The organism is Mycobacterium asiaticum (genome assembly GCF_001668675.1).
Classification (GTDB): Bacteria; Actinomycetota; Actinomycetes; order Mycobacteriales; family Mycobacteriaceae; genus Mycobacterium; species Mycobacterium asiaticum_D.
In genome coordinates, this window is the sequence record NZ_LZKQ01000002.1 from 1 (window position 1) to 19,520 (window position 19,520).

Here is a 19,520-nt window from a genome sequence, read left to right on the forward strand (position 1 = left end):
CGACCCGGTGCGGGCCCACAGCGTGATCGGCCGGGCGGTGCGATCCGGCCCGGAGGCGCCGTTCCTGGCTCGACACCTGCTGCTGTCCGGCTGGATCAAGATGCAGGACGGGCAGCTGGCCGCGGCCGGCACCGACGTCGTCGCGGCGACTTCGGGTGTCGAGCTGCATCGCCGCGACGCGCTGTGGGCGTCGGCGCTGCAAACCGCCATCGCGCGTCGCAGCGGTGACACCGGTGCGCTGCAGAAGCATTGGTACGCGGCCATGGAGGTCCTCACCGAATACTCACTCGACCTGTTCGCGCTGCTGCCGTTGGGCGAGTTGTGGGTCGCGTCGGCCCGCATGCACCAGGTGGACCAGCTACAACACAGCCTGGACCAGGCCTTCACCCTGCTCGGCGCGCTGGGCAACCCACCGCTGTGGGCCAACCCCCTGCACTGGGCGGGTGTGCACGCCGCGATCCTGGCCAGCTCGCCGGAATCCGTTGCACCGCATGGACAGGCACTCAGCACCGCGGCCGCCCACAGCAGCCTGGCCTATGCCCTCTCGAATGCCGGCCGGACCTGGCTTCGGGTGCTCGCGAATCAGGTGGAGGTTGACGAGGTCGCCGCCGCGGCGCGATCCCTTGCCCACGTCGGGCTGACCTCCGACGCGACCCGCCTGGCCGGTCAGGCCGCGCTGCAGACCCCCGACTCGCGGGTGTCCGGGGCAATGCTGCAACTTGCCCGGGATCTCAAAGTGGGCACCGGTTTTGGCGGTGAGATCCCCGGCGCGACGCCCGCCCTGGACGCGGCTCCCCCGGCACCGCGCCAACCACAGTCGCGGTCACCGCTGTCGGATCGCGAGCGTGAGGTCGCCGAACTGCTGCTCCTGGGCATGCCGTACCGCGACATCGGCAACCAGCTCTTCATCTCGGCGAAAACCGTCGAGCATCATGTGGCGCGGATCCGCCGCCGACTCGGGGCCGGCTCCCGGTCGGAGATGCTGTCGATGCTGCGAAGCATGCTTGTCCCGCAAAGCTAACTGGCATCCCACACCGGCTCACGCCGCGTTCTGGTGAACGCTTTGGCCTCAAGTGGCGTCGATGTAGAACTGATCACACTCCCCAACCGTCGGGGCTGGTGGTGCACGCAAACTTAGGTCAGCCTTTCTCGCGGCGAACGCCAAGAAGGTGTCAGTATGGGCTGGTTAAGCAGCAAAGGCGCCTCTAACGCGCGCTGCCTTGTGAGTGACGACGAATTGGGGTGACCTTCCGTGACCACGCAGACGCTCATCCGGCTGGTAGTGGGCCTGGGCATGACCGCGGTCGTGATCCTATTGGCCCTGAAGCGGGTCTGGTGGTTGTACAAGCTCGTCATGTCCGGGCAGCCGGCGAGCGGCGGACGCACCAACGACATCGGCCAGCGGATCTGGGCACAGGTCGCCGAGGTGTTCGGTCAGCGCAAGCTGCTCAAGTGGTCGCTGCCCGGGGCCGCCCACTTCTTCACCATGTGGGGCTTTTTCATCCTGCTGACGGTCTACATCGAGGCCTACGGCGTGCTCTTCCAGCCGAACTTCCACATCCCGATCATCGGTCGTTGGGACGCGTTGGGAGCTCTGCAGGACTTCTTCGCGCTCGCCGTGCTCACCGGCATCGTCACCTTCGCCATCATCCGATTGCGCACGGCGCCAAAGGAATATGGCCGCGACTCGCGCTTCTACGGATCGCACACCAGTGGTGCGTGGCTGATCCTGTTCATGATCTTCAACGTCATCTGGACGTACGCGATCTTCCGCGGCGCGTCGGTGAACGCGCTGGGCGACGAGTTCCCGTACGGCAACGGCGCATTCTTCTCGCACGCCATGGGTTCTTTGCTGCACCCCTTGGGACCCCACGTCAACGAGATCGTCGAGACCGTCGCCCTGTTGCTGCACATCGGGGTCATGCTCGCGTTCTTGTTGATCGTGCTGCACTCCAAGCACCTGCACATCTTCCTGGCGCCGATCAACGTCACATTCAAGCGGCTGCCGGACGGCTTGGGACCGCTGCTGCCGATCGAGGCCGACGGCAAGCCGATCGACTTCGAAAACCCGCCGGACGACGCCGAATTCGGCCGCGGCAAGATCGAAGACTTCAGCTGGAAAGGCATGCTGGACTTCGCCACCTGTACCGAGTGTGGCCGATGCCAGTCGCAGTGTCCGGCGTGGAACACCGGTAAGCCGCTCTCGCCCAAGCTCGTCATCATGGACCTGCGCGACCACTGGATGGCGAAGGCCCCGTACATCCTCGGCGATAAGGAAACGCCCCTCGAGAGCACGCCGGAGGGGGGCGTCGGCGAGGAGCTGCGCGGGGAGAAGCACGACGAGGCGCACCATGTCCCCGAGTCGGGCTTCGGCCGGATCATGGGCTCGGGTCCCGACCAGGCGACGCGTCCGCTGGTGGGCACCGCCGAACAGGGCGGCGTCATCGATCCGGACGTGCTGTGGTCATGTGTCACCTGCGGCGCCTGCGTCGAGCAGTGCCCGGTGGACATCGAGCACGTCGACCACATCGTCGACATGCGCCGTTACCAGGTGATGATGGAGTCGGAGTTCCCCTCCGAGCTGTCGGTCCTGTTCAAAAACCTTGAGAACAAGGGCAATCCGTGGGGCCAGAACGCCTCGGACCGCACCACCTGGATCGACGAGGTCGACTTCGACGTCCCGATCTACGGCGAGGACGTCGAAAGCTTCGACGGCTTCGAGTACCTGTTCTGGGTGGGCTGCGCCGGCGCCTACGACGACAAGGCGAAAAAGACCACCAAGGCCGTCGCCGAACTGCTGTCCATCGCCGGGGTCAAGTTCCTGGTGCTGGGCACCGGCGAGACCTGCAACGGCGACTCCGCACGCCGGTCGGGCAATGAGTTCCTGTTCCAGCAACTGGCGCAGCAGGCGGTCGAGACGCTGGACGGCCTCTTCGAAGGCGTGGAAACCGTCGACCGCAAGATCGTCGTCACCTGCCCGCACTGCTTCAACACCCTGGGCAAGGAATACCGGCAGCTCGGCAGCAACTACACCGTGTTGCACCACACCCAGCTGCTGAACCGGCTGGTACGCGACAACAAGCTGGTGCCGGTCAACGCCGTCTCCCAGGACATCACCTACCACGACCCCTGCTACCTGGGCCGGCACAACAAGGTCTACGAAGCGCCGCGCGAGCTGATCGGTGCCGCGGGCGCCAACCTGACCGAGATGCCCCGCCACGCCGAGCGCAGCTTCTGCTGCGGCGCGGGTGGCGCACGGATGTGGATGGAAGAACACATCGGCAAGCGCATCAACCACGAGCGTGTCGACGAGGCGCTGGCCACCAACGCCGCCACCGTCGCCGTCGCGTGCCCGTTCTGCCGGGTCATGGTCACCGACGGTGTCAACGACCGGCAGGAAGAGGCCGGGCGCAGCGGCGTCGAGGTGCTCGACGTCGCGCAGGTGCTGCTGGGATCGCTCGACCGCGACAGCGTGAAGCTGCCCGAGAAGGGCACCGCCGCCAAGGAGGCGGAACAGCGTGCCGCCCAGGCCGAGAAGGCCAAGCCGAAGGCTACGGCGCCGACGGCGCCCGCCGAGGCGGAGCCCGAGTCCGCCGCCGAAGAGGCCGCCGCGCCGGCCAAGGCACCGGCGGACAAGCCGGCCGCAGCCGCTCCCGTCAAGGGCCTGGGCGTTGCGGGCGGGGCCAAGAAGCCCGGTAAGAAGGCCGCCGCGGCTCCCGCCGGCGAGGCCTCAGCCGCGCCCGCCGCTGCCCCTGCGAAGGGGCTCGGCATAGCGGGCGGGGCCAAGCGACCCGGCGCCAAGAAGGCCGCCGCGCCGGCCGCCGAGGAAGCTGCCGAGACCCCGAAGGCTGCCGCGACCGAGGCGCCCGCCAAGGGCCTCGGCCTCGCCGCCGGAGCCAAGCGACCCGGCGCCAAGAAGTCTGCCCCCGCTGCCCCCGCGAAGCCCGCGGCTGAGCCGGCCGAGGCCGAGCCGACCAAGGCTGCAGCCACCGAAGCGCCCGCGGAGGAAAAGGCCGAACCTGCCAAGCCCGCCGCCCCGGTCAAGGGTCTGGGCATCGCGGCCGGCGCCAAGCGCCCTGGCGCCAAGAAAGCCGCGCCCGCCAAGGCGGAGCCGAAAGCTGCCGAGGCCGAGCCGGAACCCGCCAAGGCCGAGCCGGAACCCGCGCCCGCGGCGCCGGAAGCAAAGTCCGAGCCCGCGCCGTCCTCGGACGCGAACGGCGACGCGGCGGCACCCGACAAGCCTGCCGAGCCGGTCAAGGGCCTCGGCCTGGCCAAGGGTGCCCGCCCACCGGGCAAGCGCTGATCACGGTTTGACACCGATCAGCAAATATCGGTGGACAGTGATGGGACGATGGTTGACGTGACTACCCACCAGCTGCCCGTGCACACCTCTGGCCACCATCGGCAGCGGGCGTTCGCGCAGTCGTCCAAGCTTCAGGACGTCCTGTACGAAATCCGCGGCCCGGTACACGCCCACGCCGCGCGGCTGGAAGCCGAAGGTCACCGCATCCTCAAGCTGAACATCGGCAACCCGGCCCCGTTCGGCTTCGAGGCGCCCGACGTGATCATGCGTGACATGATCCAGGCCCTCCCGTACGCGCAGGGCTATTCGGACTCCAAGGGCATCCTGTCGGCCCGACGCGCGGTGGTCACCCGTTACGAGGTCATCGACGGATTCCCACGGTTCGACGTCGACGACGTGTACCTCGGCAACGGGGTCTCCGAACTGATCACGATGACGCTGCAGGCGCTGCTGGACAACGGCGACCAGGTGTTGATCCCGGCACCGGATTACCCGCTGTGGACGGCGTCGACGTCACTTGCCGGCGGCACCCCCGTGCACTACCTGTGCGACGAGACGCAGGACTGGCAGCCCGACATCGCCGACCTGGAGTCCAAGATCACCGAGCGCACCAAGGCGCTGGTGGTGATCAACCCGAACAATCCGACCGGCGCGGTGTATGGCCGCGAAATCCTCAGCCAGATAGTCGAATTGGCGCGTAAGCACCAACTGCTGCTGCTGGCCGACGAAATCTACGACAAGATCCTCTACGACGACGCCAAGCACATCAGCGTGGCTTCCCTAGCGCCCGACATGCTGTGTCTCACGTTCAACGGTCTGTCCAAGGCGTACCGGGTTGCCGGATACCGCGCGGGTTGGCTGGCGATCACCGGTCCCAAGGACCATGCCAGCAGCTTCATCGAGGGAATCAGCTTGCTGGCCAACATGCGGCTGTGCCCGAATGTTCCGGCGCAGCACGCGATTCAGGTCGCGCTCGGCGGTCACCAGAGTATCGAGGATCTGGTGCTTCCCGGCGGCCGGCTGCTCGAGCAGCGCGACATCGCGTGGCAGAAGCTCAACGAAATCCCCGGGGTGTCCTGCACCAAGCCAGAGGGCGCGCTGTATGCGTTTCCCCGACTGGACCCCGAGGTCTACGACATCGCTGACGACGAGCAACTGGTACTGGATCTGTTGCTGCAAGAGAAAATCCTGGTAACCCAGGGCACCGGATTCAATTGGCCCGCACCCGATCACCTGCGCATCGTGACGCTGCCGTGGGCCCGCGATCTGGCGGCCGCAATCGACCGCCTCGGCAACTTCCTGGTCAGCTACCGGCAGTAAGACAACCTTCTGCGCGAGCGTGAATCGTACGACGCCGCGTCGGCGTGTCCTGTCGTGAGATTCACATTGGACAACGACCTTGCCACTCGTCTGAACCTTCAACATTTGGGGCGAATGCCCCATGTGTCGCCACCGCTGTAGCAGCGACTATTTCCGCACTCAATCAGTGAGGAGATAGCTCATGTCGTTTGTGATCACGGCGCCCGAAATGCTTTCGACGGCGGCCTCGGATTTGGCCAACATCGGGTCGACACTGAGTGCGGCTAATGCGGCAGCGGCCACCCGGACGACGACGGTACTGGCGGCGGCGGCCGATGAGGTGTCGACAGCACTATCGGCGTTGTTCTCTACCCATGCTCAGCAGTATCAGGCGCTCAGCGCCCAAGTAGCCGCGTTTCACGAGGACTTCGTGCGGACCTTGACCGCGGGTGCTCAGTCGTATGCCAGCGCTGAAGCCGCTGCGGTCAACCCCCTGCAAGAAGCGATGGACGTGATCAACTCTCCCTTCCGAACCCTGTTGGGTCGGCCGCTGATCGGTGACGGAGCCAATGCCGCACCCGGAAGCGGGGCCAACGGCGGCGCCGGCGGGCTCTTGTTCGGCAACGGCGGAGCGGGCGGATCTGGCGCCCCCGGTCAGAACGGCGGCAATGGCGGGGCCGCCGGATTGTTCGGCAACGGGGGCGCCGGTGGCGCTGCCGGCAGCGTACCCGCCGGCGCCGGCCTATCCGGTGGGGCGGGCGGCGCGGGCGGACTGCTGTTCGGAACAGGTGGCACCGGCGGCACCGGCGGGAACTCCAACCTCGGAACAGCCGGAGCAGGCGGAGCGGGTGGGGCCGCCGGGTTGTTCGGAACCGGCGGCACCGGGGGCACCGGCGGAAATGCAGGGACGACGTTCACCGGTGGACAGGGTGGCGCCGGAGGCGCCGGCGGTTTGCTGGGCAACGGTGGTGCTGGCGGACTCGGCGGCCATGGCGGCACGTTCGGCGGCAAGGGTGGCACGGGGGGAGTTGGCGGCATGCTCGGCGGATCCGGCGGCAGTGGTGGCATCGGCGGGATCGGCACCATCGTCGGTGGGTCCGGCGGCGTCGGCGGCAACTCCGGGTTCCTCTACGGCACCGCGGGTGACGGCGGCACGGGTGGTCTCGGCCAGGTCGTCGGCGGGGGCGGCGGGTCTGGCGGTAACGCCGGCGGACTCTGGGGTGACGGCGGGGCAGGCGGCGCAGGAGGGGCAGGCACGGACCCAGCGAGGGCCGCAGGCGGCACCGGCGGTGCCGGCGGCAACGCCGGCATGCTCTTCGGTTCCGGCGGTGCCGGTGGTACCGGAGGCACCGGCGCCCAGAACGGCGGGGACGGCGGGGGTGGTGGCGCCGCCGGCCTCGTCGCCGGCAACGGCGGAGGTGGCGGCATCGGGGGTGCCAGCCTCGGCGTAGGAAGCGGTGGCGACGGTGGCTCGGGAGGCAAGGCCGGAGCGATCGGCAACGGCGGCGACGGCGGGTCAGGTGGCGGCGCGATCCTCGGGAACACGAGCGGCGGTAACGGCGGTGCCGGCGGCGCCGCCGTGCTGATCGGCAACGGCGGTAATGGTGGCTACGGTGGCAATGGCTCCACCGCCGGTACCGGCGGTGGCGGCGGAACCGGCGGGCTGCTGCTCGGATGGAACGGGGCGAAAGGTTTGCGTTAGATCAGAAATCAGTTGCGCTGCAACAACTCCAGCAGGTAGCTACCGTACCCGGACTTCACCAGCGCACCGGCCCGCTGCGCCAATTCTTCATCGGTGATCCAGCCTCGTCGCCATGCGACTTCCTCGGGCACACTGACTTTCAAGCCCTGTCGCAGTTCCAACGTGCGAACGAAGTCGGACGCGTCGAGCAGCGAGTCGAATGTGCCGGTATCCAACCAGGCCGTGCCGCGGGCCATCACCTCGACCGAGAGCCGGCCCCGATCCAGGTAGATCTGGTTGACCTCGGTGATCTCGTATTCCCCGCGCGCCGACTTCTTCAGTCCCTTGGCTATCTCGACCACGTCGTTGTCGTAGAAGTACAGGCCCGGCACCGCATAGTGAGACTTCGGGGTTTCCGGCTTCTCCTCCAGCGACACGGCCATGCCGTCGGCATCGAATTCAACGACACCGTATGCCGACGGATTGGCCACCCAATAGGCGAAAACGGCTCCGCCGCTGATGGTTTGAAAGCGGCTCAGGCTGGTGCCGAGGCCAGGGCCATAGAAGATGTTGTCGCCCAACACCAATGCCACCGAATCACCGCCGATGTGTTCGGCGCCGAGGACAAAAGCCTGCGCCAGACCGTCCGGACTGTCCTGAGTCACCCAGCTCAGGTTGATGCCGAACTGACTGCCGTCGCCCAGAAGCCGGTGAAAGCCGGGCGCATCATGCGGAGTCGTGATCATCAGGATGTCGCGGATGCCGGCCATCATCAGCGTCGACAGCGGGTAGTAGACCATGGGCTTGTCGTACACCGGCAGCAACTGCTTGCTGATGCCCATGGTGATTGGGTGCAAGCGGGTGCCCGAACCGCCGGCCAAGATGATGCCGCGCATAACTGGCTCCTTAAGCTCAGTCGACCCGGTCGTCTTCGGTCAGTTCGGTTGCCGCCAAGGCCGAGGCCAGATCCTCGTGCCGGAACACCGATGTCACGTGGTCGCGCACCACGCGGAAGGCCGATGCTGCGGTTGCCGCTGTGAAGGGCTTGTTTCGGTCGCTGATGTTCTGTTCGACGACCACGATGCCGTCGTGCACATACATCCGACCCAGTTCGGTCCGCGCTGTGAGGGAGGCGGCCCACCTGCGCAGGGCATCATGCCCTTGGCCGGCGCCGTGCGCGTCACCGATATCGATGTCGTCGCTGGATAAACTGATCAACGTATCGATGTCGGAGCTGTTGAGAGCGTCGTGCCAAGCCAGCACGGTGGCGATCTCCGATGTGGTCATGGTCTGCAAGTCTAAAGAGGCGTGCGATCCAGCCATCTTTGCCATACGGACTCGTCGCCGAACACCGCAATACCGGTGTTGCCGAGCGGGACCCGGCGCGTCATCGCCAGCAGCAACTCGGTGGCCGTACCGCGCAGTGCGACGGTGCCCTTGCCATGTTCGTGCGCCCAGGTGATCGCGCCCCCGTCGAGGCGGATCGTCCATTCGCCGGCTGGATCCAGTCCCGGATCGGTGGCGTGCAGGTGCATTGAGTCCTCGCCCTCGATCGGTAGCTCCGCGCCGTCGGCTCCGGACCGGATCGCGATGCGCTCCAGGAACTCCTCGATCGCATCGGCCGCCACTTCGGGGTCAAGGGTGAAGTCGGTGCCGAGCGCGATCGCGGCATCCGCACGGTGCACCGCGTTCTCGTGCAGTCGACGCCGGATCCACCAATTCGCCGGCCGCGGACCGAGGAAGGTCCATACCGGAGTCTCAACGCCCGTCAGTTCGACCGCGTCGACCAGCCGCTGCGCGCCGCCGTTCAACCAGGAGATCGCGTCGTCGAGGTCGGGTGGCGGCTTGCCGGCCTCGACGCTGCGGAAGTCCAGGAAGCTGTCCATCCGGTCGCGCACGATCTGCGCAGCCCACCGGTCGCCTCGACCGACATGGCGGAAGAGTTGCTCGATGGTCCAGCCCGGGCAGGTCGGTACCGGCGCAGCTTGATCGGCGGTGCGGACCAGTTCCCCGAACGCGCGGGTTTCTCGGAGATAGGCCGAGGCGTAATCCACCGGGATGACGCTACTCGCCGCGTCAGTACGCCGATACCGCGTTGGCTTCCGCCCAGGCCTTCTCCGCGTCCGAACCTGCGGGTGGCGGGGCAATGCCGTTGATCATCCAGAGGTCCTCGCTGGTCTCGTCGACGTGGAACTCCCAATGCAAGTCAGGGTGTGCCTCGACGAAGGGCGTGATCAGCCGGTTGATCCAGCGGGCGATGCGCTGGCGATCCTCTTTGTCAGCGGCGCGCCGGGCGATGTGGTCGATGACGACGCGCAGGCCTACCGGGGTGGGCTCACCGCCGACGTAGAAGTCCTCGGGGCGGGTCTCGTTGAAGATGGTGATCACATAGAACCGCGGCAGTCCGGCCTTCTCGTAGTGATCGGCGATCCGGGCGGACAGCTCGCGCTTCTGCTCGTCGCTGATCAGGCCCGGCGTGTGGTGAATCGTCCACAGCGGCATGGCGTTTCCTTTCCGGTCCTTTTCCTGTTCGGTCGAGTTACTGGGCCAGCGAGAAAGCGAGGTTCTCCACGGGGCCGGACAGGATGGATTTCACGTTGGCGGTGACGTCGTCGGTGAGAACCTCGACGGCACCGGCCTCCAGACCGTCCACGATGCGCTTGGCTATGTCGGCTGGCGTTGTCTTCTGCAGCGGGAGCGCGGAAACCATGTCGGTGTCGATGAACCCGGCATGCACCCCGACGACCTGGGTGTGTTGTGCCGCGAGTTCCACCCGGAGTGAATTCGTCACCGACCAGATCGCGGCTTTCGATGCGCCGTAGGCTCCGCTCCCGGCCAGCCAGGACAGCACCGAGTGCACGTTGACCACCGCGCCGCCGCCGTTGGCCGCCAGGATCGGCGCGAACGCCCGCGTCACGCGCAGCGGCCCAAAGACGTTGGTGTCAAAGGTTTCCGAGATGGAATCGAATTTTCCTGTCAGCAGGGAGTCGGGAATCAGGACGCCGGCGTTGTTGATCACAATCTCGGCGTCACCGGCAATCTTGGCGAGCGCGGCCACGGATTCTTCGGAGCGCACCTCGAGCTGGTGGGTGACCACCGCGGGCCGCTCGTCGGTGAAGGGTGACCTGGCCGTCGAGTACACCTTGCGCGCGCCGCGGGCCAGCACCTCGTCGACCAGGGCCGCACCCAGCCCGCGCCGGCCACCCGTGACTACGACTACCTTGTTCGCTACTGCAACCACCGGACCGCTCCTTTGTCTGAATAACGACTACGTTAGTCAGATATAAGCACTGTAGGCTGAGTAATGCAAGCGTTAGTCATGTGAGGTGGGCCATGGAATTCGAGACCAAGCTTCGCGATCGGCAGCAGTGGTCGATCGGCGACGGGTGCTCCATGGCGAAAGTCCTCGACCTGCTCAGCACTAAGACAGCCTTTCTCGTCGTCCGTGAATGCTTCTACGGCACAACGCGGTTCGAAGACTTCGTGGAGCGGATCGGCGCCTCCGCCCCCGCCGTTTCGAGGGCGATCAAGCAGCTGGAGACGGCCGGCATCCTGACCCGGGTGCCCTACCAGGAACCGGGCAAGCGGGCCCGCGACGAGTATCGGCTGACCCTGGCGGGCGAGGACCTGCTGCCGGTGTTCCTGTCGTTGATGCAGTGGGGCGACAAGCACCTGCAGAACGGCCAGGGACCGCTGCGTTTCGTGGCCGCCGACACGGGCCGACCGGTTCGTGTGCGCCTGACCGACGAGACGGATGCCTCGGCGCCGGGGCCCGACGACATCGAGATCCGGTTCAATGCCGGGTTCAAACGGGCCCGATAACGACTCAGCTCGCCAGGTGTCGGGGCTGCCCCGGCAGCGGTGTACCAACGCGAACCGACCATGGCTGCCACGTGCCCTCGGCCACCGATTGAGCAATCTCGTCGATCCGGCGCCGCGACGCCGCCCAACCGCGCACTCGCTGCGAACCCATCTCGATTCCGCCGCGCTCGACCAGCACCACCCAGCGCAAGCCGCACCAGTGCGCTGCGAACCAGAACGGCCAGATGACAAACATCAGCACACCGAGCACTTCGTCACCGTCGTCGAGGAGCTCGAAATCCCAGTCGAAGAACCATTGCCGGCGCACTTTCCACTGGGCGCCCTGCGGGTCGGTCACCTTCGCCATGCCCGAAAGTCTGCGTCCTACGTCTTGGGAAATTCTTGCTCAATCGTCACGCACCGAGCGCGTACTGTTCGACCGTGGACACGATTGCCATTCAGGACCGGCTGTTTCCAAGCATGACCTGCTTCGGGTGCGGACCGGCCAACCCGCGCGGCCTTCGCCTGAAAAGCTACCTGGCCGAGGGCCACGTCAGGGCGACGTTCACACCCTGGCCCGAACACGACAACGGTATGGGTTTCCTCAACGGTGGCATCATCGCCACGCTGCTGGACTGCCACACCGCCGCCGGTGTGATGAATGAGGCCGCGGCGCAAGGCTGGGAGGCCCCGCCCGGGGCGTTGATACCCTTCGTAACCGCCGGCATCGACGTCCGCTATCTGCGCCCCAGTCCGCTGGACAACGAGATCGAGCTGAAGGCGGTCATCGTCAAATCCTCGGAGGCCGAGATCGTCTGCGACGCCGAGCTGGTGTACGAGGACAAGACCCGCGCCACGGGTCACGCCGTCTGGAAGCGGTGGCGCGCGCGTTAGGCGTGTTCACCGGAGCCGCCCGAGGCCGTAACGTTTGAGGGATGCGCACCCATGGGTGGGGCGGTGCCAAGCCCGCGACCGACGAAGAGGCGATCGAACGCATTCTCGATGCCGCGAGCCAGGCCATCGATGAGCGTGGCGGAGACATGCGGATCGCCGATGTGGCTCGAAGCCTCGGGGTCTCGCGGCAGACCGTCTACAACTACTTCCCGGGCACGAACACGCTGATCGAGGCGGCCGCCACGCGATCGAGCGTGCGGTTCCTGGACAGGCTGGCCGAGCACCTGGCCGGAATGACCGATCCCGTGGACGCGCTCGTCGAAAGCCTGGCGTTCACCCTGGAATGGTTGCCGGACGACAAACACGTACAGCTGATGTTGGTGCACGATTTCGCGAAGGCGTCCACGGGTGTGACCTCGGAACTGGGGATCAGGTTCGGCCACGGGCTGCTGGCCGGTCTGGACGTCGACTGGGCATCGCTTGGCCTGACCGACGCCGACCTCGATGACCTGGCGGAGTACACGCTGCGAATTCTGCAGTCCTTCATGATCGACCCGGGCCGCCCGCCGCGCACGGGTGAAGTGCTGCGCGCCTATCTGCGACGGTGGGTGGCCCCGGTTCTGATGGCCGAAATCGCCAGCCATCGGGTGTGACGTCCCAGCGGTTTGACAATTTGGGTAAGCTGTCCAGTCGAGTGAGGTGATTGCATTGACGTTCGACACAGTGGTCGAAAACGGCAGGTGGTTCGACGGCACCGGCGGACCCTCGGCGATCCGCAATATCGGCATTCGCGACGGCCGGGTGGCCGCCGTGTCGCCGACACCGTTGGACACCGACGGGTGCCCGAATGTGATTGACGCCCAGGGAAAGTGGGTGATGCCCGGCATTATCGACATCCACACCCACTACGACGCCGAGGTGCTGGCGGCGCCCACGCTCTCGGAGTCGCTGCGGCACGGCGTGACGACGATCGTGATGGGGTCGTGCTCGCTGTCCACCGTGCACGTCGACGCCGGCGAGGCCGCCGACCTGTTCGGCCGGGTGGAGGCCATCCCGCACGAGCACGTGGTGCGCATCGTCGGTGAGCGCAAGACATGGAACAACGCGCAGGAGTACATCGATGCGTTGGAGTCGTTGCCGCTCGGCCCGAACGTGACGGCGTTCATCGGCCACTCGGACGTGCGGACCGCGGTGATGGGCCTGGACCGTGCCACCCGCAAAGACGTCCGGCCCACCGCAGCCGAATTGGCCCGGATGGAGCGGATGCTTACCGAGGCGCTGGATGCCGGGTTTATCGGAATGTCCTCGCAGCAGCTGCTTTTCGACAAGATCGACGGCGACACCTGCCGGTCGCGCACGCTGCCCTCGACGTATGCCAAGCGCCGCGAACTGACCCGACTCAAGACGTTGCTGCGGCGGGCCGGCCGCGCGCTGCAGTCCGGTCCCGACATCACCCACCCGCAGAACATCGTCTCCCAGGCGCTGCAGTCGCTCGGTATCCGGCGGCCGCTGCTGAAAACCAGCCTGCTCGCCGCGGCGGACATGAAGTCGGCACCGGGGACCATCTGGCTGACCAGCGGGCTGGCGGCCTTCGTCAACCGGTTCGGCGGCGACTTCCGCTTCCAGCATCTACCCGTGCCGTTCGAGGTGTACGCCGACGGGATCGACCTGGTGGTGTTCGAGGAGTTCGGCGCCGGCGCGGCGGCGTTGCATCTCAAGGACGAGGTCGAGCGCAACGAGTTGCTGCGGGACGAGAACTACCGCAGGCAATTCCGCAAAGACTACGACAGCAAGTTCGGTCCCCGCGCCTGGCACCGGGACTTCTTCGACGCCGAGATCGTCTCCTGCCCAGACGAATCGGTAGTAGGCAAGTCGTTCGGTGAGGTCGGAGTGGAGCGCGGGGGCTTGCACCCCGTCGACGCGTTCCTCGACCTGGTACTCGAGCACGGAACCGCGATCCGCTGGCGCACAACGATTTCCAACCATCGCCCGGAGATGCTGCGGCGGTTGGCCCAGATGAAGGGTCTGCAGATCGGCTTCTCGGACGCGGGGGCGCACCTACGCAACATGGCGTTCTACAACTCCGGGCTGCGGCTGCTCCGTCACGTCCGGGACGCGGCGAACGAAGGCCGGCCCTTCTTATCCATCGAGCAGGCGGTGCACCGGTTGACCGGTGAGCTCGCCGATTGGTACGGGATCGATGCCGGCCATCTGCGGGTGGGCGACTGGGCCGACCTGGTGGTCATCGATCCCGAACGCCTCGATGAGTCGCTGGACTCCTACCACGAAGCGGAAATCGATGTCTACGACGGGCTTTCGCGGATGGTGAACCGGAACGACGCGACGGTGAAGTCGGTGTTCGTCTCCGGGCGCGAAGTGTTCCGGGACGGCAGGCCCACCGAGGTCCTCGGACGCGAGCGTACTGGCGGATTCCTGCGCGCCGACGCCCAACCACGCAACGTGCCCGTCCCGATCAGCGTGTAGGTCGTCGCGCACCCAGCCGGAACACGCGCCAACCCGCGCGTTCCCACTTCGCCACGTCGAGGCAGTTGCGCCCGTCGACGATCACCCTGGCCCGCACGTGGCCGGCGAGGGCATCGGGGTTGAGTTCGACGAACTCGCGCCATTCGGTCAGCACCAGGACGGCATCGGCGCGCTCGCAGGCCTCCTCGACCGACACCGCGTAGTTCAGGGTGGGAAACAGCCGGTTCGCGTTGTCCAGGGCCTTCGGGTCGTACACGTTGACAGCGGCCCCGTTCAGCTGCAATTGACCCGCCACGTTCAGTGCGGGCGAGTCGCGTACGTCGTCGGACTCGGGCTTGAATGCCGCGCCGAGCACCGCGATGTTGGCACCCAGCAGCGAGCCGCCGCAGGCAGCGGTGGCCAATTCGACCATGCGGGCGCGGCGTCGCATGTTGATGCTGTCCACCTCGCGAAGGAAGGTCAGCGCCTGGTCGGCGCCCAGCTCGCCGGCCCGGGCCATGAATGCGCGAATGTCCTTGGGCAGGCAGCCCCCGCCGAACCCCAAGCCCGCATTGAGGCACTGGCGACCGATCCGGCGGTCATATCCCAGTGCGTCGGCCAGCACGCTGACATCGGCTCCGGCGGCCTCGCACACCTCGGAGATGGCGTTGATGAATGAAATCTTGGTAGCCAGAAACGCGTTCGCGGAGACCTTGACCAACTCCGCCGTCTGCAGATCGGTCACCAGGAACGGCACGTCCGCGGCCAGCAACCGACCGTACACCTCGCGCACCGCAGCCTCGGCCCGCGACGAATCCTCTTGCACCCCAAGTACAATGCGGTCCGGGTTCAGGGTGTCGTGTACCGCGTAACCCTCGCGCAGGAATTCGGGGTTCCAGGCGATCTCGACGTCGACGCCCGGCGGGGCCAGCGCCGCGGCTCGCCGAGCCAGTTCAGCCGCCGTCCCGACCGGGACCGTCGACTTGCCGACCAGTACCGACAGCCCGGTAAGCCGGGGCACCAGGGCATCAATGACGGCATGCACATGCCGTAGGTCGGCGCCGTATTCGCCCTTCTTCTGCGGGGTTCCGACACCGAGAAAATGGACGTCGGCGAACTCGGCCGCCATGTCGTAGTCGGTGGTGAATCGCAACCGTCCCGCAGCGAGGTTGGCGGTCAACAGCTTTCGCAGGCCGGGTTCGTAGAAGGGAATGTCGCCACCGGCGAGCTTGGCGACTTTGCCCGGGTCGATGTCGACTCCGACGACCTCATGTCCGAGCTCCGCCATTCCCACAGCGTGGGTGGCGCCCAGGTAGCCGGTACCAAAGACGGTGCAGCGCATACCACCGTGTGTAAGTGGCCGCGATGAGCGAACCGCATCGCGACGCTGAACGGCAGACGGCTACCCGGCGAAATCAGATGCCGGGGATGCCGGGGATGTTGAAGCCACCCCGGCCGCCGCCGCCCCCGCGACCGCCTTTTCCGCCCTTGCCGGGACCACCGCCGGGCCCCTTGGGGCCGGACGGCTTGCCGATGTTGGGCGGCTTGCCACCGCCTCCTCGACCTGGTGGGTCCAGCGAGGGCAGTTGCGGGGTGAAGATCGGCGGCAACGGCACCGGCACGGGAACCGGAACGGGGGCCGGCGCGGCGGGAACCGGGGCCGGCGCCTGCGGCACCGGTACCGGCGCGGGCGCCTGCGGAACCTCTACCGGCGCTTGCGGCGCGTTCACTGGCGCCTGCGGAACCTGCACGGGTGGCTGCTCGGGAACCGGCGCCTGCTCCGGAATCGGCGCGGGGGCCTGTTCGGGAACCGGCGCGGGCGCTTGCGGCGCCGGAGCGGGCGCCTGGGGCACCTGCTCGGTGGGCACCACGATGGCCTGGCCGGGCTCGGGCCGGGTGCCGGAGGTGTGGCGGATGCTGACCGCCAGCGAAACGACCAGCGAGGCCACCCCGATCACGAAGATCGACAGCAGGATGCTGCCCAGCAGGGCGAATGGCTTCCGGTCCTCCTGCTCATCAGCGACGTCCGCACTGTCGGCGCTGTCCACGGCGCTGTAAGCCAGGCCGGACTCCGCACTTTCGAAGTGGACCGGGTCAAAAGCCAGCGGGGTGACAGCCCCGGTGCCGGGGTCCTGGGCCCAGGCCTGCGCCGCCGTGGACGACGACAGTAACGGCGTGTTCGCAGAGGCCAGTGCCGCACCCCGGGCGAGGGCGGTTTCCGGCTCTTCCGGTGCGGTCACCGGCAATGTAGTGGCGGCCTCAAGGGCCGGCTTGATCATTGGCACGTCGACCCCGGAGCCGACGACGAATACGGCGTCCGGGCGCGTCGCCAGCTCTTCCGCTGCCGACACCAGCGAGGCCAGCTGGGCGACGGCCGCGTCGTCGTCAGCGGCCAGGGGCTGGCGGTGAATGTCGGCGATCGATCCGTCGGCGCTGTCCACCACGGCCAGCGTCGCGGCGTCCGGCTCGATGAACAGCAGGGCCGTCTGCGCGTAGTTCGTTTCGTTGCCGACCGAGTGGGCCAGCGCGGCTGCGGCGAGGAAGGCCGAAACCAGCATGACGTTCTCGACCTTGCGGGTGGCCAGCGCGTCACGAAGTGCGGCGGCTTGACTCGGGTCTTGCCAGGTCACGCCGGTCGAAGCCAGCTGATAGCCGCCTTGGGCTGCGCCTTCGCGGGTGCCAAGGATGGCAGAGATCACTTGTTCGGCCGACTCGGTCGAGGCTGTTGGCGGTTCTGCGCCGACGTCGAACTTCTCTTCGTCCACCAGGGCGCCGTCGCCGTTTTCGCCCTCTACCAGCACCATCCGGACGGCCGTGGGCGCCATCGACACACCAAGGACGGTGTCCACTACTCCCCCAATCGAATGCTTAGATCCCCCAACCCGTTACCTACAACGTACCCAGGCGTGGAGAAACATTCCCTTTGAGTTTGTTGTGTAACTGAACTCACTGACGCGCTTCGTCAAAGCAGCACAAGCGATTTCGCAATTCGACCAGCTAGGCCGTCACCCGCCCCACGGCGGTTAGCACTACCTGTGACCGTGGCCACCTCCGCCGAAGCCGCCATGACCGCCGCCGAAGCCGCCACCGCCGCCCCCGAACGGACCGTGACCACCGCCGACGCCGCCACCGCCACCACCGAACGGACCGTGACCACCACCGAAGCCACCACCACCGCCGAACGGACCGTGACCACCACCGAAGCCACCTCCCGGTCCGCCACCGAACGGTCCCCGGCCACCGCCGAACGGACCGCGATCAGCCGGACCGCCACCACCGAACGGGCCGCCACCACCGAACGGACCGCGTTCCGCTGGGCCGCCACCACCGAACGGACCGCGGCCACCGCCGAAGGGCCCCCGGCTCGGGTTGGGTGCCTGAATCACCGGCGCCTGCGGAACGGGGTTTACCACCCGCGGTGGCGCGGCTGGGACCGGAAGCTGGGGCGCAGGCAGTTGGGGTTGCTGGCGCGGGACCTGGATCGCCGGCGGACGCAGCAACGAGTCGGGTCGGGGGATCTGCACGGGCGGCACCACGATGGGCACCACCGGGGGGGCCGCGACTGGCTCGGGCAACCGCGGCGCGGGCAGTTCTGGGGCGGGCACGACGGGCGCCGCGGGTGCCGGCGCAGGCTGCGGCGGCACGGCGCGCGGCACCGCTGGACCCGGAACGTCAAGCTTGGGCTGCGGCGCGGCAACCTGGGTGGGCGCGGGTGGCGGTGCGGCGGGCGCGACCAAATGGTTCTCGTTGGGCCTGGGCTGCAGGGCAACGGTCGGGCGGATGTTGATCGCCAGCGCGACCTCCAGCGCGACCACCGCCGCGATGGCCACAACTGCCAAACCACTGCCCACCAGCAGCGCCGGCCTGCGCCGCTCGGCCTGCTCAGCGTCGTCCTCGTCCGGCACCGCGCTGTACGCCAGATCGGTGGCGGCTCGGTCCTCAGGATCCTGCGCATACGCCAGGGCAGCGGTGGATGAAGCGAACAGCGGCGCGCGTCCGGATGCCAGTGCCGCACCACGGGCCAGCGCCATCTCGTGCTCTTCGGGCATGTTCACCGTCAGCGACGTGGCCGCCTCCAGCACCGGCTTGATCATCGGCACGTCGACGCCGGAACCGACCACATAGAGGCCGTCGGGGCGAGCAGTCATGGTCTCGGCACCCGACACCAGCTCGGTCAGCTCGGCCACCGCCGTGTCGTCGTCATCGGCAAGGGTTCGCCGCAGCACATCGCACATCGACCCGTCGGTGGTGTTGACCACGGCCAGGGTGGCGCTGTCGGGCTCGATGAACAGCACACCGGTCCGGCGGTAGCCGATGGATTCGCCGACGGCCTGGGCCATCGCGACCGAGGCAAGAAAGGCGGAGACCAGCATGACGTTCTCGACCTTGCGGGCGGCCAGTGCTTCGCGCAGCGCGGCGGCCTGCATCTGATCGGTCCAGCTCACCCCGATGGACGACAGCCGCAGGCCAGCGTCGGCGGCCCCTTCTCGGGTACCCAGGATCGCTTCGAGCACCCGGTCCGAGGCCGAGGTGGCCTCTTCGTCGCCGGGCAGGCGGAAGCTGTCTTCGTCGACGATGACGCCGTCGGCGTCTTCACCCTCGACCAGCGCGATACGGACATCCCTGGGTGCCATCGACACTCCCAGCACGACGTCCATAGCCCCTCCCAAAGCTTTGCCCCGAGCACCGCACAGACAGTCCCCAGTGTTGCGCGACCCCCATTGTGCGCGCGAAAGCTGTGCGATGCCTAGGTGATTCGTATGAAGTTTTGGTACGACCGCGACGGTGTCGGACCCCGTTGACCCTGATACTTCGACCCCGCGCGGGAACTGCCGTACGGATGCTCGGCCGGGCTGGTCAGGCGCAGGATGCAGAGTTGGCCGATTTTCATACCGGGCCACAGAGTGATCGGCAGGTTGGCGACGTTGGAGAGTTCCAGCGTGATGTGGCCGTTGAAACCCGGATCGATGAAACCGGCGGTCGAGTGCGTCAGCAGCCCCAGCCGGCCGAGCGACGACTTGCCCTCGAGTCGTCCGGCCAGGTCGTCGGGCAGCGTGCAGACCTCCAGGGTCGAGCCGA

General features: G+C 67.3%; 18 protein-coding genes. 8 read left to right on the forward strand and 10 right to left on the reverse strand.

All coding sequences use genetic code 11. The features are described 5' to 3' along the window. From A9X01_RS00010 to A9X01_RS00025, 4 genes are all read left to right on the forward strand, one after another. Positions 1–1,021: LuxR C-terminal-related transcriptional regulator (locus A9X01_RS00010; RefSeq protein WP_172832418.1), on the forward strand; the 1,021-nt coding region annotated here is incomplete at its 5' end. A gap of 231 nt (positions 1,022–1,252) precedes the next feature. Continuing rightward, complete coding sequence (locus A9X01_RS00015; protein WP_065118716.1) at positions 1,253–4,303, forward strand: (Fe-S)-binding protein; 3,051 nt, start codon at positions 1,253–1,255, stop codon at positions 4,301–4,303. 30 nt (positions 4,304–4,333) lie between these two features. Further along, entirely contained in the window at positions 4,334–5,623 is a 1,290-nt protein-coding gene (locus A9X01_RS00020; RefSeq protein WP_065118717.1) for a pyridoxal phosphate-dependent aminotransferase, read from the forward strand. 181 nt (positions 5,624–5,804) lie between these two features. Beyond that, positions 5,805–7,304 carry a PE family protein gene (locus A9X01_RS00025; RefSeq protein WP_065118718.1) on the forward strand — a complete coding sequence of 500 codons (1,500 nt, stop codon included), beginning with the start codon at positions 5,805–5,807 and terminating at the stop codon, positions 7,302–7,304. A gap of 8 nt (positions 7,305–7,312) precedes the next feature. Here A9X01_RS00025 and rfbA read toward each other — a convergent pair whose 3' ends face one another. The 5 genes from rfbA to A9X01_RS00050 are packed head-to-tail and all read right to left on the reverse strand — an operon-like array spanning position 7,313 to position 10,524. Continuing rightward, positions 7,313–8,179 carry a glucose-1-phosphate thymidylyltransferase RfbA gene (rfbA, locus tag A9X01_RS00030; RefSeq protein WP_065118719.1) on the reverse strand — a complete coding sequence of 289 codons (867 nt, stop codon included), beginning with the start codon at positions 8,177–8,179 and terminating at the stop codon, positions 7,313–7,315. A gap of 16 nt (positions 8,180–8,195) precedes the next feature. Continuing rightward, positions 8,196–8,570, reverse strand: a complete 375-nt coding sequence (locus A9X01_RS00035) for a nuclear transport factor 2 family protein (RefSeq protein WP_065118729.1) — start codon at positions 8,568–8,570, stop codon at positions 8,196–8,198. 11 nt (positions 8,571–8,581) lie between these two features. After that, on the reverse strand, positions 8,582–9,337 hold the full coding sequence (locus A9X01_RS00040; RefSeq protein ID WP_065118720.1) for a maleylpyruvate isomerase family mycothiol-dependent enzyme: 756 nt from the start codon (positions 9,335–9,337) through the stop codon (positions 8,582–8,584). A 22-nt stretch (positions 9,338–9,359) separates the two neighbouring features. Next, positions 9,360–9,785 (reverse strand): tautomerase family protein, encoded by a 426-nt coding sequence (locus tag A9X01_RS00045; RefSeq protein WP_065118721.1) that lies wholly within the window; start codon positions 9,783–9,785, stop codon positions 9,360–9,362. Positions 9,786–9,822: 37 nt separating this feature from the next. Continuing rightward, a complete protein-coding gene (locus tag A9X01_RS00050) occupies positions 9,823–10,524 on the reverse strand; it encodes an SDR family oxidoreductase (RefSeq protein ID WP_065118722.1) in 702 nt (233 codons plus the stop codon). 92 nt (positions 10,525–10,616) lie between these two features. Between A9X01_RS00050 and A9X01_RS00055 the strand changes: the two genes are divergently transcribed. After that, positions 10,617–11,105, forward strand: a complete 489-nt coding sequence (locus A9X01_RS00055; protein WP_065118723.1) for a winged helix-turn-helix transcriptional regulator — start codon at positions 10,617–10,619, stop codon at positions 11,103–11,105. A gap of 4 nt (positions 11,106–11,109) precedes the next feature. On the opposite strand, the gene A9X01_RS00060 is transcribed toward A9X01_RS00055, so the two are convergent. Then, entirely contained in the window at positions 11,110–11,451 is a 342-nt protein-coding gene (locus A9X01_RS00060) for a hypothetical protein (protein WP_065118724.1), read from the reverse strand. Between the two features lie 74 nt (positions 11,452–11,525). Between A9X01_RS00060 and A9X01_RS00065 the strand changes: the two genes are divergently transcribed. From A9X01_RS00065 to A9X01_RS00075, 3 genes are read left to right on the forward strand one after another with little or no spacing between them, the layout of a single operon-like run. Continuing rightward, entirely contained in the window at positions 11,526–11,978 is a 453-nt protein-coding gene (locus A9X01_RS00065) for a PaaI family thioesterase (protein WP_081282122.1), read from the forward strand. A 41-nt stretch (positions 11,979–12,019) separates the two neighbouring features. Continuing rightward, the gene (locus A9X01_RS00070) at positions 12,020–12,631 is read left to right on the forward strand and encodes a TetR/AcrR family transcriptional regulator (protein WP_065118725.1); all 612 of its coding nucleotides are present in this window, start codon (positions 12,020–12,022) and stop codon (positions 12,629–12,631) included. A 55-nt stretch (positions 12,632–12,686) separates the two neighbouring features. After that, the gene (locus tag A9X01_RS00075; RefSeq protein ID WP_065118731.1) at positions 12,687–14,462 is read left to right on the forward strand and encodes an N-acyl-D-amino-acid deacylase family protein; all 1,776 of its coding nucleotides are present in this window, start codon (positions 12,687–12,689) and stop codon (positions 14,460–14,462) included. Here the strand turns inward: A9X01_RS00075 and A9X01_RS00080 are convergent. From A9X01_RS00080 to dcd, 4 genes are all read right to left on the reverse strand, one after another. Continuing rightward, positions 14,452–15,783, reverse strand: coding sequence for a UDP-glucose dehydrogenase family protein (locus A9X01_RS00080; protein ID WP_065118726.1), 1,332 nt, complete (start codon positions 15,781–15,783; stop codon positions 14,452–14,454). The two genes, A9X01_RS00075 and A9X01_RS00080, sit on opposite strands and share 11 nt — an antisense overlap. Before the next feature lie 73 nt (positions 15,784–15,856). Then, a complete protein-coding gene (locus A9X01_RS00085; RefSeq protein ID WP_216638880.1) occupies positions 15,857–17,290 on the reverse strand; it encodes a DUF7159 family protein in 1,434 nt (477 codons plus the stop codon). Between the two features lie 180 nt (positions 17,291–17,470). After that, the gene (locus A9X01_RS30280; RefSeq protein ID WP_065118727.1) at positions 17,471–19,099 is read right to left on the reverse strand and encodes a DUF7159 family protein; all 1,629 of its coding nucleotides are present in this window, start codon (positions 19,097–19,099) and stop codon (positions 17,471–17,473) included. A gap of 89 nt (positions 19,100–19,188) precedes the next feature. Continuing rightward, the coding region (gene dcd, locus A9X01_RS00095; RefSeq protein WP_065118728.1) for a dCTP deaminase at positions 19,189–19,520 on the reverse strand (332 nt) is incomplete at its 5' end.